This is a genomic window from Paenibacillus sp. sgz302164 (genome assembly GCF_056120505.1).
Genome location: NZ_JBVYOL010000007.1, coordinates 136,067 through 152,288 on the forward strand (window position 1 = coordinate 136,067; position 16,222 = coordinate 152,288).

The following is a 16,222-nucleotide window of genomic DNA, read 5'->3' on the forward strand; positions in this document are numbered from 1 at the left end:
CAATGAATGAAAACCCTCTGGAAACCATTTCTTTGGAAATGGCCATCCTCGTCCGCCGAATCACATCGATTAAACCGTATAAAAATCTCGACCGGGCCGCTTATTTGTTGCTGCATCAAATCGCTTCTCACGGATCGGCCGGAGTAAAGGCATTGGCGGATGAATTCCACCTGGACATTTCCACCGTCAGCCGGCAAACGACGGCCCTTGAGGAAAAGGGGTATGTCTACCGAATCCCCGACCCCTTGGATAAAAGAGCGTATTCGCTGCAGATTACGGAGCTCGGCATGAAAGAATTGACCGAGAGCAAAGAAGCAAAAGTAGCCAGAGTCAGCGAGCTGCTGGAACATTGGTCCGAGGAAGAACGCCGCATGTTCGGCCAGCTTTTGAAAAAGTTTAACCGCACGTTTTTATAAAACCGGGTCGACGCCATCGCACCGGCATCTGCAAAAAGGCTGCCCTTCAAAGTAGTGCATCTACTTCGGGGGCAGCCTGTTCGGCGTTCTGGCATTTTACGAGAAAGCAAGGTTATACTGAATCTGACCTGAATACAAAAAAGAAGAGTTCTCTCGCAAAGCAAATGTGCTCTATGATAGCTCTTCCTTGCGCAGCCAGCTTGCTGCTACACGTATGGAATATGTGGGCTTGCTCCCTATTCTGCTCAAGCATCGTAGCTGACCAAATAAGGGTGCAGCTGCGTGTTGTAAATTCCGATGCTGTATTCAATAAGATTGCCTTCGCTATCCTGAGAGCGTCGCAGCCGTTTGAGCACAGGCGCTCCCGGCTCCAGCCCTAGAATGACGGCGCTCTCCGCCGCTGCCGCCTCTACCAGAAAGCGATCGTGGAAGCTTTCCAGCGTGATTTTCTTCTCCTCCAGCCATTCATACAAGGAGGAGAATAAGGCGCCTTCATCGTTCTCAGCCTGTACGAGTGCCACGCCCGGCGTAATGTAATGCTGAAAATGAATATAGGGCTGCTCATCCAGCAAATACAGCCGCTCAATACGTTGGCAGCTCTCGCCGAACAGCTCCAGCAGTTCAGCGTCTGCCTTCGTATTCACCATCTCTGCTCCGAGCAGCCGTTTCTCCATCCGATGCCCCTGTTCCACCAGCAGCTCTGTGAAGCGCTTGCCCTTGGACAGTTTGGAGGAGGACGTATTGCGCAGCACGATTGTGCCTACCCCGCTCTTTTTCTCGACGTAGCCTTCAGTGGACAGCTCACGGATGGCATTGCGCACCGTCATCTTGCTTACCTGAAACTCCTGCTCCAGCAGCGGCTCCGCCGGGATGTTAGTCCCCAGCGGGTACACTCCGTGCATGATCCGATCCTTGATAATTTTTTTGATTTGCAAATAGAGCGGACCCTTTTTTCGCGAAATGGACACCGGATGTCCCCTACCTTTCCACATCTCCTGTTTCGTTATGGATAGCCTTCTCTATATCCTCGCGCGTCGACATCGGCGTATCTCCCGGAATCGTATGTGCCAGCCTTGCAGCTGCCGCTGCAAATTCAACCACCTGCTCCACAGGAAGCCCGCGCAGCAGGCCGTCTATAATACCGCTGGCATAAGCATCGCCCGCTCCTACGCGATCGTGGACAGAGAAGCTATGCTCCCTGCCCATAACGAGACGCTCATTGCTGAATATAAAGCCCTTTAGCGAATGAGTGTTGTCTCCATTAATGCGGCGATGAGTGCCCGCGATCGTCTGGATATCATATTGTTTCGCCACTGCCGGAAGCAACTCCTTCAACTGCTGCTCCCGCTCAAGCGCAGCTGTCGGCATCCCCAGCACAAGCATGGCATCTTTTTCGTTCATCATGACTATATCCGCAAGCTGCAGCATCTGCTCATAATGACCTTTTGCGCGCTCATAGCCATCTTTTCCCCACAACGTCGGCCGATAATTGCAATCAAATACAATCTTCCGTCCCTGTCGCTTGGCTTCCCGGGCGAGACGAAGCATGCTGCTGCGCACCTGATCGTTCATTGCCAGCGTAATGCCGCAAAAGTGGAGCACCTCCACCTCTGCGACGGCTGCCGCCAGCCGCTGATCGCCGAACGTTGCCGTATTGAAGCTGCTGCCTAAGCGGTCGTTGTACGTTACCTTGCTTGCCCTTGCGCCAAATCCCTTCTCCAAGAAGTACATGCCCAGATACTGCCCCGAGCGCATAATATGACGGATGGACAATCCCAGCTTGCGCAAATTCGCTACGGCCGCCTCGCCCAACGCATTGTCCGGCAGCGCAGAAATGAGATAAGTCTCATGACCATACCGGGACAAAGCTGAAAGTACATTGACACCGCTGCCCGAGAAGGAATATTTAAGCTGATTCTCCTGCGCAAGCGTACTGTAGCCAGGTGTTTCAAGCCTCATCATGACCTCGCCGAACGCAGCAATTTTACTCATATTTATCCACCAATTGCTTGAGAGAATCCAGCAGTTGCCTTACCTGCTCAGGTTTTGTTTCACCATTAGCCGAGTCAATAATCGAAGTGTACACGTGTGGAATAACTTGAGGCACACCGGCCTTCAGTGCAATCTCCAATATATCGGAAAAATTGTCCAGATCAATGCCGCCAGTAGGCTCCAGCGCAAATCCCGCCTCGGCGCAGGCCGCAGCCACAGCACGGTACTCCTCCTCGTAACGCAGCCCATGCATCGGATAATACTTCAGGGCATTTCCGCCCATATCACGAACCAGCGCAATAGCCGCTTCTACAGGCACAATCGCCTTCTGCTCCAGTGGCGCACTGTGGACGCCGGTTGAAATATTCACATAGCCTGTCTTGCCGCATGGAGATACGAGCGCATTGATCCAGCCCGCACGCTCCTTAAGGTTAGCTCTGGTAGCTCCTACAGCAGGGAAAATCTGATTGATATGCGCGCCCTCATATTCCCGGACGATCTCCGCCACAACCGCCGCCTGGCGGTTGTCGCCTGCGCCCAGTCCAATCGATACCGCGTCCTCAATGTGCGCTCCATGGGCACGCATGGTTTCCACAGCCGCTTCGACGGTGCTATAGCTTTTGGACAAAATCCCAACGACGACATGTCCTTCTGCCGCAGCGAAAACCTGCTTGGTATTTTCCAATGATCCTGTCAGCACATTAAGTGCCGCCCTGTTTTTGTATAGACGCTTCTCCAGCTTAGACATGTGTTGCCCCTCCTACAATTTGTTGTATCCGCTCAATGATAACTTCAAGATCATCTCCCTGAAGGGAGCGCGGGTCCAGATCAAAGTAACCTTGGCGCACGCCATAATCCCGTGTATACACCGCAATGTCCCCATCACGAAGCTGATCGTTCGCCTCAGCTGCGCTAATACCTGCGACAGACGCATCCAGCCGAATCCTGCCTCTGAAGATAGAACGTCCAGCCTCATCCTGAACGATAGTCACATCCACTCCCGGCAAATCCGACAGCACCTTCAGTTGCTCCAGAGTCTGCTTCTCCTGCTCGCTTTTATCCTCCTTGACCACATATTCGTCAAGCGCGGCCAGCAGTCCAAACACAACCTCCTTGCCCACCTTCATGCTGCGACCGATTCCGTGAAGCTGCATGCGTACCCAATCCACATACAGCCTGCGACCTGCCACAATCCCCGAGGTTGGTCCTTCTATAGCCTTGGAGCCGCTGTAGATGACCAAATCCGCAAGCTTGACGTAGCTATACAGATCCTCCTCCGCCGCTGCATCCACAATGAGCGGTACCCCATGACGCTTGGCTACTTGCTGCGCTTCCGCCAGGCTGATCATATTTTTTTGCACGCAATGATGTGATTTGACAAACAGGATAGCCGCGGTGCGCTCGCCAATCGCCTGCTCAAGATGGTCCGCTCGTCCTTCGTTTGCGTAGCCAACCTCGACCAGCCGCCCCCCGCCTAAATAAATCATCGTTTCCACCGGCACCCCGTATTGGACATTATGTCCCTTGAACATAATGATTTCATTTTTCAATATGGAATCCTGATGAAGCCGAAGGGAGGCACGCTCCGCCCCTCTTGTCACAACAGCCGCAACAGACAACGCGATGCCGCTAGACGCCGAATTAACAACGACCGCTCCCTCTGCCCCCATAACCGAAGCGACATGCTCGCCGGAACGCTTTACCAGCTCAGCGATTTCAACATAGCTCTGACCGCCTTGCTTCATCGCCTCCATCACGTTATCCGTCGGTGCGGATACGCCAAGAATGCTCATGCGCCCACTGGCATTCACCACTCGCTTGAGGCCATATTTAGATTGCAATGTAATTGCCATTTACAACTACCCCTTCCGGTCTGATATGCTGCATCCCCAGACGAGTTTCTCCCTCTGAGTCTGTCAGCGGCACCTGTTCTTCTTGCACGGTAAATATCGTTAAATTGGCTATGTCACCCTTCTGTATCCGCCCGAGCTCCGGACGCTTCAGCCAGCTTGCGGGCCTGCTTGTCACCCGTGCAATCGTATCTTCAAGCGAATAACCAAGGAGAAGAAATTTGTCAAGCGTATGCGCCATGCTGTACACAGGCCCATTCAGCCTATTGCCGCGATAGATATCCGTACTGATCGTATCTGGTGCAAACCCCGCCGCGCGCGCGCGCTCCGCCACTTTGAACGAGAAGCTTGCCGTGCCATGGCCGACATCCAGCAGCACTCCGCGCTCCATTGCGGCGACAAGCTCGGGAATCGCTCTCCCCTGCTCGTCAAACAAGCCGTTAGCCTTGCCGTTGAAAGCATGCGTAATGACATCATTGCCGCGCAAATAAGGCAGAATCTCTGTGATAGAAGGCGGCCCCGAACCGATGTGCAGCATTAGAGGCAAGTCCAGCCGATCAGCAAAGCCGCGAACCAGACGCAGCGGTTCAATTCCCTGTTCTTTGACTACGCTGCTGCTGACTCTCGCCTTCAAGCCCACAATAAACTCGCCATACCGCTCGGCCGCTTCACGCAGCAGCTGCTCGTTTAACCAGGCCAACTGCGAGAGCTCATCCGTCCGTGTCAGGCCGATATGCGATACATTCAGCAGGGCAAGCACATGGGTCTGCGCTTTCTGGCTTGCTGCATGCAGACCGCCGATGCGATCGGCTCCGCAGCTGCCCGCATCCACAATGGTGGCAACGCCCTGTGCTATGCCAATCTCGTCGATTTCATCTCCGTACGGCTCCAGGGCGGCATCCGCGTGAACGTGCAAATCAATCCAGCCGCTGGAAACGTAGGCCTCCCTGCCATCCATTCTGCAACCTGCCGCATCTGCCGGGAGCTGTGGCGCTATATCGATAATCCGCCCGCCGCTGACTACAATCGCCGCCTTCTCGCCTGACAATAGCCTGATATTGTGCAAAATAAAATCCTTCACTTCATCTCTGCCCCTCTCTGGCTCATTAACCCTATGCCCATTCGAAAAGCTGCTGCCTAACTTTTTTTCAAAAAACAGCTTAACACAATCTAGCATCAAAATAAATATAACGTTATAATGTTTAAATGGATGAAGAAAAAGGAGCGTTCTTGTGCATCATTTCAAAATAAAAGCAAATACACTGACTCAGTACATCAGCAAATATTGGAGCCAATACAAGTCGCGCCTGTTGTTCAAATATGCGGCTTCATACATTGTCATGTTTCTGGTTCCGCTTACTGTCGTAACGATCTTTATTTATGAAAATGCAGCCTACAATTTGCGCTCTGAAATTGAACGGGCCAATCTTAACCAATTGACGCAAGTCAAGCTGACGATTGATGGACATATGTCTGATCTCTACGAAATCGCCAGCCGCATATCCTATGACGAGCATTTGACTCCCTATATGATGAGCGATCCCTATCGCAGTCGAGAAGGCATCAACACGCTCGCGAGCTACACGGCCAACAGCAGCATTGTGGAGCAGCTCTTTCTCTATTACCATGACAGGAATGAAATCTATTCCTACGAAGGCATGACCAGTCCTACAACCCTCTTCAACCGGGTGTACAAATATCATAATTGGAGCAGCGCAAGCTTGGTGAAAGCGCTTAACGAATCCGTTGTTCCACTTATTCGTCCCGCCGAGCCTGTCTCCATTTATTCGCGGGAGGAAGCTCTGCTTACACTGCTCATCCCGATCAAGCCCAATGATCCCTACCCGTACGGAGCGGTCATGTTTCTGCTCAAGGAAGCCAAGCTTACCGGTCTTATGGACACCATACTCAACCAGTACAAGGGCAACAGCTACATTCTGTCCCCCACCGGCGAGGTGCTGACGTCCAATACGAACGGCACATCGCTCTCTAGGGAGGCGCTGACTGACATTGCAAAGCTTGCGACAGGCATTTACAGTATCCGTCTGGACGGAGAAGCGCAATCCGTCGTTGCGGTCAAATCCACCGAGAACGGCTGGAGCTATGCGACCACTATGCCGACCTACCAGTTTTTTGAGAGTGTGGTTCACATCCAAACCCTGATCATGCTTGTATTTGCTATCGCGGCTCTGACCGGCATTGTGGCGGCCATTATTTTGGCGAGACGCCAGTATCATCCGATCAAAAATCTAATCGACTTTGCCAGGCTGCAAACGGGCGGCCGTGATGAAGCGCTCAAGGTGCGCAACGAATGGGAATGGATCACCCAGACCTTTCGCGACTATAAGGCGCGTATTCACTGGCAGACGCCGTTCGTCCGCAATCAATGCCTGCTGCTGCTGCTGCTGAAGCACGGCAAACCAAACGATCCCGAGATTGAACGGATGATCATGGAAACGGGTCTTGAGCCGCCTGATGCCGGAGGAGCTTATTTCTCGGCTGTGCTCTCATGGGATTCTCCGCAGGAAGATGAGCCTGGGCAGCCGGATCATATGCTGCAGCTGGAGTTGCTTAGCCAGCTATCATTTCCAGAGCTGGGGATTCAAGTATACGGCGTCGAATTTTCCGTCCGTGACCGTTTTGCGCTTATGGTGCTGCTGCCGGACCAAAGCCCCGAACTGCAGGAGGCTGCGATTAACCGCCTTTTTGAGGACATTCGGGCGATGCTGCTGGAGCAGACGGATACGCTGCCGCATATAGGCGTGGGCACGATTTATCCCAGCTTGTCAAAGATCAACCAATCCTTTATTGAGGCTTCCACCGCTCTTGATTATCGAAAGCCGGGAGAGCCGGGCATCACCTTCTTTGATCATCTCCAGAATAAGCAGGCCATGTCACAGGAAACGTTCTGGCTGTCCAAAAAAACGATCCTTAAGCTGGAGCAAAGCCTAAAGCAAGGAAACGAACCGCTAGCGCTGTCCATGCTGTCCGGCATGGTGCAGGAACTCAAGCAGGAGTCGCTTTCGGTCCCTATATTGCGTCTTATGTGCTTCGACATACTCAACACGATTTTACGAACCGCAGCCGATTTGGGCTTGGGCGACGTGTTTGGCCGTGTGCCTGCGCTCGCTTCCTTTGACACGCTCGAGGAATTCGAGAACAAGCTGGCCGTACTGGCCGGCGAGGTTTGCAGGCAGGTCAACCATCAGACGGAAACGAGCCAGCCCTCATTGATTGATGATTTAGTTGCCTACGTCGACCAGAACTATGCTGATTATACGCTGAGCCTTGAGCATATTGCCCTGCGCTTTTCGGTATCCACTTCTTATCTTAGCCGTAGCTTCAAAGAAAAAACGGGTATGAATTTCACACATTATATTTGGCTGCTGCGCATGAACGAGGTGAAACGACTGCTTATCGCTACCAACGATCCGCTCCAAATTATTATCGAGCGGGTGGGCTATCTGGACGCTCCGAACTTTATCCGCAAGTTCAAGAAGGACAGCGGGTTGACCCCGGGGCAATTCCGCAAGCAGCATTGTCAGAGCAATACCCCTTCCTATTAGCAGCCCAAACAGACCAGGGGCAAGTGAATGGCCGCAGCCGGATCACTTGCCCCTACTATGCTCTTATTGCGCCGGCTCGTTCAGAATGTACTCTACCAATTCATCCAGCGGCACTGTGGCCAGTGCAATCGCCGTATCGGTCACGCCATAATAAATGTATAACAGCCCATCCTTGACGACATTGCCTGTCGGAAAGATGACATTAGGAATTTGAAAGCCGAACTTCTCATAATAAGCCTCAGGCTCCATAATGAAATGACGGGTACGCGCGATCACCTTCTCCGGGTTTTCCAGATCAAGCAATACAGCGCCAACACGGTACACGATCTCCTCGTCCACGCCATGATACAGCACAAGCCAGCCCTTGTCAGTCTTGATTGGAGGTGTGGAGCCACCGATTTTGCGGGATTCCCACTCCGGATTTTCCCCCTTGATAAGCAGCTTTGACTCCTCCCAATGGATCAGATCCTCGGAATAGGTAATCCATATAGCCGCTTTTTCTGTCCCGTACTGCTCGCCTACATATTCCTCCGGACGGCGAAGCAGGACGAACTTGCCGTTAATTTTCTCAGGGAACAGAATATTGTCGCGATCGTTAATATCCAGCGGCGTAGTGTCAGCAACAAACTCCCAATCCAGCAAATTCTGCGATTTAAGAATGGAAGAGCGAGTCAGCCAATGCCCCTCCTGCTCCCCCCATCCATCCGGGTACTCGGGAATGGATCTGGCAGGCACGCCAGCGCCTGTCGGATAATAGCTCATCGCACACGGACGCAGCGCATAGTTCAGATAGAAGGTACCGTCAATCTTGACCAGACGCGGGTCTTGTACGCTTCCATAAGGAAAACCGAGCATATCCGGCGTTACAATCGGCTCGTCCTTCACATGGGTGAAGTTCACGCCATCCTCGCTTTCCAGCAAGCCTAAAAAGTTTTTGCAAGGCGTCAGCGACTCCGCGGTTCTTTCAATCATATAAAATTTATCGTTATCAATGATAACCGCCGGGTTAAAAACCGTTACCTTCCGCCAGTCATATCCTCCCGGCACAACAATCGGGTTGTTCGGATGCCTCGTAATTTGCATGGTCGTTCTCCTCCTGCCCAGGCGCTCTCCCTCTCAGTTGCCTATATGAACCACTGTTTTCCGAGAGGACGCCGAGTTATAATGATGTCGTTATTTTAATCGTTTTGATCTCAAAGGGCTTGAAGCTTAGCCGGAGTCCGTCGCCGCTCATCGTCAAGTCCGCGAGTCGATCCTCCAGTATATTGATTTCCGTGACAGCAAACCGCTCACCGGCGGCAAGCAGTTTTCCGCTTAAGCCGATAATAGCTTCCGAACGGCCGCCAGCTGCTTCATACAGCCGCAATACGATTCCTGTGCCGTCCTCCGCCGGCTTCACCGTATCCAGAATGACCTGATCGCTTGCAAGATCAATCCAGGAATGCTCGAAGCCTAGGCTTTCCTTGACGGTAGCGGAAGTAGAATCAGCCTTAATCGCCCGCAATGGCTCATTGAGCCCGGCTGCGACACGAACTGTCTGGGCCTGCTGCCAGCTGCCTTCATGCGGATATAGCGCATAAGTGAACACATGCTCGCCCCGATCGGCTCCCGCATCCGGCCAGCCCGGTGCGCGGAGCAGCGACAGCCGCAGGACGGCGTCCTTAACGTCATAGCCGTACTTGCAGTCATTCAGCAGGCTTACGCCATATCCATGCTCGGACAAATCCGCCCAGCGGTGGCCGCATACCTCATATTGCGCCTGCTCCCAGCTTGTGTTGCGATGGGTCGTGCGCTCCAATGCGCCAAACGGAATTTCATAGGTCGCTTTGCCGCTTACCAGCCCAAGCGGGAAGGCAGCCTTAAGCAGCTTATGATTCTCCCGCCAATCGACGTAAGTACGGAATTCGATGCAGCGATCATGAATCGGGATGATCATCTTCTGTCTGATCCACGACTGGCTCAGCTGCCAATTCAGCTCGATTACGATACGGTCCGTGTTATGCTCCAGTATCCGCCAGCCCGTCAGCTGTTGCGCGTCTGCGCGCTTGCTCTCGTAATCATGTGCAATGTCCCATGCATCCCACAGCAGCGGCGTATCATGGAAAAGCTGCAATTCGTTGCCGCGCCGCCCTGCCTGCAGCAGCTCGCGATCGCAAGACTTGTCGTACAAACGACTGATAAGCCCTTGCTCATCCAGTTCAATCGTAAAATAATCGGTTTCAAATACGCCGATGCCAATAGATTTATCAGCTTCCGCAGCCTGTTGCTGTTCCGCATCAGAGCGCATATCCTGAGGATCGCTATTCACCGGGCGCAGCCAGAACGTTTTGCAGCCGAATGCAGGAATCGTTCCCGTCCGCACAGCTAGCTGTGCAGCTTCTCCCGGCTGCAATGGGGCTTCTATACGACACAACAGCTCGCCATCCGCATCATAAGCCGCCAGCTGTTCCATTACTGACTGAAGCGGAATGTACACCATTCCATCCCTTGCCCAGCCAAGGCTATTAAAAGCAACGTAGGCAACTCCCTCGTTCTCCGTTTGCATACGGCCGGCCAGCATCCCCATTGCTTCCTCCAGAGCAGCATTGCCCAGTCTCATAATCTCCTCATACTGCTTGGATGAGGTTTCGTACACTTCCGGAATGGAGGTGCCTGGAATAATATCATGAAACTGATTGAGCAGCAGCAGCTTCCAGCCTTCTTCCAGCCGCTTCCCGGCTTGACTTTGGCGCTGCGGGTCAAGCAGGCCGGAGAGGCTTAGCCACACTTCGGCAGCGCGATACAGCTGCTCGGCCTGACGGTTGCTTCGCTTGTTCTTGGCATGTGTCGTATAGGTGCCACGATGCAGCTCCAAATACAAGTCGCCATGCCAATCCGGCAGCTTGACCCCCCTGCTGCTTATACCGTCAAAAAACTCGCGCGCAGTCGAATACATGGCCTGTGGCTGGCCAGGGATACAGGCGGAGCGCTCGATGTACTCCAGCATTTCATGCGTGACTCCACCGCCCCCGTCACCATGGCCATACAGCAGCATCAGCTCGTCGTGCCGATCCCTCTCTTTATAGGCCTGCCAATGCTCTTGCACATCCTGCGGACGAGTATGCTCGTTCAAGCCGTGATTCTGATAAGCCACAATGCCGGTGCCGTCAATGCCAACCCAGTTGAACAGCGTATGCGGGAACTCATTCGTATCATTCCAGCCAAGCTTGGTCGTCATGAAATAATCGATCCCGGCCTGCTTAAGCAGCTGCGGCAGCGACGCGCAGTAACCGAAGGTATCGGGAAGCCACTCAATAGTGGAGCGCCGACCGAACTCTTCCTCATAGAATCTTTGGCCGATCAGGATTTGACGAACAAGCGACTCTCCGCTTGGTATATTCAAATCCGGCTCAACCCACATGCCGCCTACGAGCTCCCAACGTCCTTCGGCAATCCGTCGCTTGATGTTTTCATACAGCTCCGGGTAGTTTTGCTTAACGAACGCATACAGAATGGGCTGGCTTTGCGAATAATAAAAATCCGGATAACGATCCATCAGCGCGCAGACGGTGGAGAAGGTGCGGCTTGCCTTACGGACGGTTTCCTTTATCGGCCATAGCCAGGCAATATCGATATGCGATTGGCCAACCATATGCATCAGTCCGTTATTGCCGCATGCTTGCCGCGCTGCCTCCGCTGCCTTTCTCAGCTCAGCGTCCGCCTGCTGGCAAGCGGACAGATCAATGGAACTATCTCCGCCCGGCTCATACAGACTGGCGATAGCTTCCTCCAACGCCAAGAATAGCTGGGTACGCTGCAAGTTTCCTTCTGGCAGCAATGCTGCCGATTCCTGCACCGCGCGTACGGTATGAAGCAGCTGGTAGACTGGCCAATTGACCTGTACCAGCGAGACCGAAACGCCGTTGATCGGCGGCTTTTGTTTGGATTGCCGGTTAAGCGGGTCTACCGGCTCAGGGATTGGATCATACAGCTCGATCTCCAGATCAAGCTCGTCGCCGGCTTGACAAGATTTCGGTAGCGGCACAAACCAATGATTGTTATCCAGACCGTGATAGGGCGCTCCGCCCAGTCGCAGCAGGCCTTCGCCGCCGCCATAATACAGAAGGGCGGCCTCTCCTGCCTGCCAGCCTTCAGGCAATGCAGCCTGATGACGCAGCATATAGGTTGTGCCATGCCCGTCATTAAGCTGGGCAAGCTCGGTCAAAGCCCAGCCTTCCGAGATAGGCTCATAGACTCCAGGCTCGATATAACGCAGCTTATTTAATTGCCAATGGGTTAGCTGTATGTGCTCCAGCCATTGCCGCTGCTCCAGCCAGCGGACAAAACGATGAATGGATTTCAAGATAATCTCCCCTCCGAACTGACGCTCAGCGGCGCCTCCAGATAATGTAAGCTGCTTGACCCGATCATAATCGTGAAATCGCCGTCCTCGACTACTCGATGCAGCTGCTGGCCGACAAACTCCAGCTGTTCCCTTCCAATGACGAAGCGCACCTGCTTGCTCTCTCCCGGCTCCAGCCAAATTTTTCGGAAGCCCTTGAGCATTTTTTGCGGGCGCGTAACCGTGGCTGCATGATCTGTAACATACAGCTGCACAACTTCTTGCCCCGCCATTTGGCCGCTATTTCGCACGTTTACAACCGCCGCCGCATAACCGTCTTCGTCTGCTGCAGCATCCTCGATTCGCAGCTCTGCATATTCAAAGCTTGTATAGCTAAGCCCGTAGCCAAACGGATATTGCGCTTCGAAGTCCATTTCCAGATAACGTTTACCCCGTGTACGGCGCTTGTAATAGTAGACTGGCAATTGTCCAACATGTCTAGGAATGCTCACTGTCAGTTTGCCGGATGGATTAACGTCACCGAACAGAATATCGGCGAGAGCATGCCCGCCCTCTTGTCCCGGGTACCAGGCCTCAACAATCGCATCGGCCTGTTCCACGATCCACGGCTCGACAATCGGACGGCCGTTTATATAAACAACGATAAGCGGCTTGTCCAGCTTGCGTAATTCCTTCACCAGCTCCAGCTGTGAGCCGAGCAAGTTTAACGTCATTCTGTCAATGCCTTCTCCGCACTCCATTTCGCTCTGAGCGTTGTCGGTCACTACAGACGCGCCCGTCCCCAAATCGATGGTTCCCTCGCCAAAGTCCCGGGCGCTTGAGCCTCCGATTGCCACAATAATGGCATCAGCCTGCTGTGCACAGTCGCTCGCAATTGCGAAACCTTCCCGTGCCTCTTCCTTAATGCGGCAGCCGGGAGCATACAGAACACGTTCCCGTTCCCCGCCGAGCGCAGCTCGCACACCGTCCAGAAGGGTGGAGATTTGGCCTTCCTCCTGAGGCGAAGTATAGTCTCCCAATTGATTATATGGAGCATTGGCGTTGGGACCAATTACAGCAACCTTGCCTATATTCTTGTTCAGCGGCAAGGTTTGACGCTCATTCTTCAACAGTACAATACCTTCAACCGCCATTTTGCGAGCCAGCTGCTTGTGCTCCAAACTGCCGATGACCTGCGCTGCCTTCGCGGGATCGACCGTAGGACGGTCAAACAATCCCAGCTCAAACTTCAAGCGCAGCACTCTCAGAACCGCTTTATTCAGCGTCTCCTCGCTGAGCAGCCCCTGTTCAATCGCGGCCAGCAGATGATTGCTGAACATCTCTCCGGACATCTCCATATCCGTTCCGGACTCCAGCGCCAGCTTGACCGCTTCCTCGCCGCTGGCTGCGACATTATGCCCGTTCACAAGCATCCCCAGCGCACCGCAATCCGTAATGACAAAACCGTCAAATCCCCACTCCTGCCGCAGTACCTCGTTAAGCAGATAAGGACTGCTCGTGCATGGAATGCCGTCAATTTCATTGTAAGCCGTCATAATGGAGCGTGCTCCGGCCTCAACCGCCTTGCGGAAAGGCAGCAAATCGACCTCACATAGCTCGCGCAGCCCCATATGCGCGGGCTGTGCGTTGCGTCCGCCTTCTGTGCTGCCATAACCTGCAAAATGCTTGAGCGTTGCAAGCAGACTGTTCTCGTCAGCAAGATCCTCGCCTTGCAGACCTTCAACTGCCGCAACTGCAAACTCGGAGATGAGATAAGGGTCCTCGCCAAAGCACTCCTCTGTTCGGCCCCACCGTGGATCGCGGACAACATCAAGCACCGGCGAGTAAGTCACGGCGCCTCCCTGACTGCGAGTTTCCAGAGCAACCGCACGGCACATCTCTTTGTACAGCTCTACATTCCAGGAGCTGCCCAGCAGAATCGGTACAGGGAATACCGTCGCTCCGATCGCCATATGTCCATGTGAGCATTCCTCGCCGAACAGCACGGGAATCCCGAGGCGGGAATGCTGCATCGCATATTCCTGAATGTCATTGATAGCCTTGGCCCCCTGCTCGGGAGACAGTCCTGTTGCAAGCGTAACTTCTGTCCAGGGATCTGCCCGCAGCACGCCGTACAGCGAACCAACCGCTCCTTGCCGCAGCTGCTCCTTGAACTCGTCTGTCAGGCGGATGCTTCCATCCTCCTGCTTCTCATAGCATTTCCAGCCAAAGGGCTGTATCAATTGTCCGATTTTTTCGGGGATCGTCATGCGAGCGAGCAGCTCCTGCGCCTTCCTCCCCGCTTCAGCCTGCCTGTTGTCTTTGTCCACCTGGAAGCACACCTCTCCTAACCATCGGATTTCATGCCATATGCCGTTTGCGGATGAAGCCGCAGCCGGCGAATGCAATCCATCTTGATTGTCTTTTTATCTGATAGCCTTGGTTCGCTTGGAATAGCTGTTTAAGCTCTAATCGTTAGCTTTGCTTCCATCTGTCATAAGCGGCTTGATAGATTTGGCTCATGCGATTGCCGCCCATTTTGGTTACAGTCGCAATATATTTATCCCATTTGTCAAACGTATCAGCGCCCGTAATGAATTTGGCTTCCATTTGACGTACATACGTAGTCAGATCCGAGGTCAGCGTTGTTACCTCCGCTTGCTCCTCTGCAGTGAGGAACAAAGTAGGGTATGGAATCCGTGAGCCATTATCCAATAGCTTGGTCTTGGATTCATTCGCAACCCACTCATCAAATTTGGTGGTCAGTCCCCGTTGAATTTCAGGAATCGAAATCGTCGGTGCTGGAATACCGTAGTTCGGCGTTAGCGTTGCACGATAATCTTCACGGTCTCCGCCGCCAGGAACCGGCAAATATTTCTTGGTCAAGCTGTCGCGATCCGTGTACTCCCACAGAACGCCCTCAGGCCCTTTGTTGAATAGCATTGCGCCCTCATATCCATAAATGTAGTCCACCCAACGCATCGAAGCTTCCGGATAAGCGTTGGTTTTGGAGATGGCAAAAGCTCCAGTCGTTACGCCTTTGCTCTTTGCGATGACAGCCTTGTCCACCATCTTACTCTTGACCGGCAGGAACATTGGATCATCTGTGCTCGGCTCGCCGCCCAAGGTCATGTAGGCATTCCAATCGGAGAACAGCGCGACCCGATTGTTTTGGGCCTTGGCTTTTTTCTGCTCTGCAGTCTGCGAGAACGTCTCGTGATCCAGCAGATCCTCCGTCCACAGACGGTTCAGGAAGATCAAATACTCCTTATAGCCATCCTCAATTGGCGTGTAATGAACGACGCCGCTATCGTCGACATAGATTTCTTCCTCGTAAATACCGTAGGCTCCAAGCAGCCAAGTGCGAATATCACGCAGATTGACGGATGTCAGCGGCACCTCGTCGGCAGCCCCGTTTTTGTTCGGGTCTTCTTCCTTTACACGCTTGAGGAACGTGTACAGCTCCTCCGTTGTCTCCGGCAGCTTGTCATAGCCAAGCGCCTTCAGAAAATCGCCGTTGTACCACATCGGATTGCGGTACCATGGCTGATTGAACTCGATAACCGGCAAGGAGTAAATATGACCGTCCGGAGCCGTAATGGACTTGCGCACCTCTGGATAATCCTTCAATACCTTTTTGACGTTTGGAGCGTAGTTTTCAATCAGATCCTCAAGCGGAATCAGAATTCCCTGCTTGCCGTAATTCATTTGCTCAGCAGGAGTAAGCCCCGCTGCGTAGAATACATCCGGATATTCACCGCTGGAGAAAATAAGGTTTTTCCTCGTATTAAAGCTTTCCTTCGGTGCATTGTTAAATACCATCTTGATGTTCGTTAGCTTCTCCATCTCCTGCAGGACTTTCATATCCTTCCAATTCTGAATGCCGACATCAGGCGCTGTCAGCGTTAACGAAATCTGCTCGTTTACAATCGGAAAGCCTTCCTTCGCTACCTCTACCTCAACCTCTGCCTTTTGTTTGTCATTCGACGTTTCGCAGCCCGCCAGCAAGCCTGCCGCTAGAGCAGCAGACAACAGCGCTGCCGCGCCTTTTTTCTTGTTCTGCATCGTAAATCCTCC

11 protein-coding genes are annotated in these 16,222 nt (G+C 53.2%); 2 read left to right on the top strand and 9 right to left on the bottom strand.

The window, feature by feature from the left end:
- The first annotated feature begins 2 nt into the window (after positions 1-2).
- A complete protein-coding gene (locus AC0LWT_RS13705) occupies positions 3-416 on the top strand; it encodes a MarR family winged helix-turn-helix transcriptional regulator (RefSeq protein ID WP_474681818.1) in 414 nt (137 codons plus the stop codon).
- Positions 417-661: 245 nt separating this feature from the next.
- Here the strand turns inward: AC0LWT_RS13705 and AC0LWT_RS13710 are convergent, their stop codons facing one another.
- Genes AC0LWT_RS13710 through AC0LWT_RS13730 form a run of 5 tightly spaced genes read right to left on the bottom strand, consistent with a single transcriptional unit; the run spans position 662 to position 5,339 of the window.
- Positions 662-1,384: a GntR family transcriptional regulator gene (locus AC0LWT_RS13710; protein ID WP_474681819.1), complete on the bottom strand. Its 723-nt coding sequence runs from the start codon at positions 1,382-1,384 to the stop codon at positions 662-664.
- A 10-nt stretch (positions 1,385-1,394) separates the two neighbouring features.
- On the bottom strand, positions 1,395-2,408 hold the full coding sequence (locus AC0LWT_RS13715; RefSeq protein WP_474681820.1) for a sugar kinase: 1,014 nt from the start codon (positions 2,406-2,408) through the stop codon (positions 1,395-1,397).
- On the bottom strand, positions 2,401-3,156 hold the full coding sequence (dagF, locus tag AC0LWT_RS13720; protein WP_474681821.1) for a 2-dehydro-3-deoxy-phosphogluconate aldolase: 756 nt from the start codon (positions 3,154-3,156) through the stop codon (positions 2,401-2,403). Before dagF ends, AC0LWT_RS13715 begins: the two co-directional genes overlap by 8 nt.
- A complete protein-coding gene (locus tag AC0LWT_RS13725) occupies positions 3,149-4,261 on the bottom strand; it encodes a DgaE family pyridoxal phosphate-dependent ammonia lyase (protein WP_474681822.1) in 1,113 nt (370 codons plus the stop codon). The genes dagF and AC0LWT_RS13725 overlap by 8 nt, the downstream gene beginning before the upstream one ends.
- Entirely contained in the window at positions 4,239-5,339 is a 1,101-nt protein-coding gene (locus AC0LWT_RS13730; protein WP_474681823.1) for an amidohydrolase/deacetylase family metallohydrolase, read from the bottom strand. Before AC0LWT_RS13730 ends, AC0LWT_RS13725 begins: the two co-directional genes overlap by 23 nt.
- A gap of 151 nt (positions 5,340-5,490) precedes the next feature.
- Between AC0LWT_RS13730 and AC0LWT_RS13735 the strand changes: the two genes are divergently transcribed.
- The gene (locus AC0LWT_RS13735) at positions 5,491-7,824 is read left to right on the top strand and encodes a helix-turn-helix domain-containing protein (protein ID WP_474681824.1); all 2,334 of its coding nucleotides are present in this window, start codon (positions 5,491-5,493) and stop codon (positions 7,822-7,824) included.
- 63 nt (positions 7,825-7,887) lie between these two features.
- On the opposite strand, the gene AC0LWT_RS13740 is transcribed toward AC0LWT_RS13735, so the two are convergent.
- The 4 genes from AC0LWT_RS13740 to AC0LWT_RS13755 form a co-directional block, all read right to left on the bottom strand.
- The gene (locus AC0LWT_RS13740) at positions 7,888-8,907 is read right to left on the bottom strand and encodes a glycoside hydrolase family 130 protein (RefSeq protein ID WP_474681825.1); all 1,020 of its coding nucleotides are present in this window, start codon (positions 8,905-8,907) and stop codon (positions 7,888-7,890) included.
- Between the two features lie 76 nt (positions 8,908-8,983).
- On the bottom strand, positions 8,984-12,166 hold the full coding sequence (locus tag AC0LWT_RS13745; protein ID WP_474681826.1) for an alpha-mannosidase: 3,183 nt from the start codon (positions 12,164-12,166) through the stop codon (positions 8,984-8,986).
- Positions 12,163-14,415, bottom strand: coding sequence for a glycoside hydrolase family 3 N-terminal domain-containing protein (locus AC0LWT_RS13750; RefSeq protein ID WP_474681993.1), 2,253 nt, complete (start codon positions 14,413-14,415; stop codon positions 12,163-12,165). Before AC0LWT_RS13750 ends, AC0LWT_RS13745 begins: the two co-directional genes overlap by 4 nt.
- A 205-nt stretch (positions 14,416-14,620) precedes the next feature.
- The gene (locus tag AC0LWT_RS13755) at positions 14,621-16,210 is read right to left on the bottom strand and encodes a type 2 periplasmic-binding domain-containing protein (RefSeq protein ID WP_474681827.1); all 1,590 of its coding nucleotides are present in this window, start codon (positions 16,208-16,210) and stop codon (positions 14,621-14,623) included.
- Positions 16,211-16,222 lie beyond the last annotated feature (12 nt).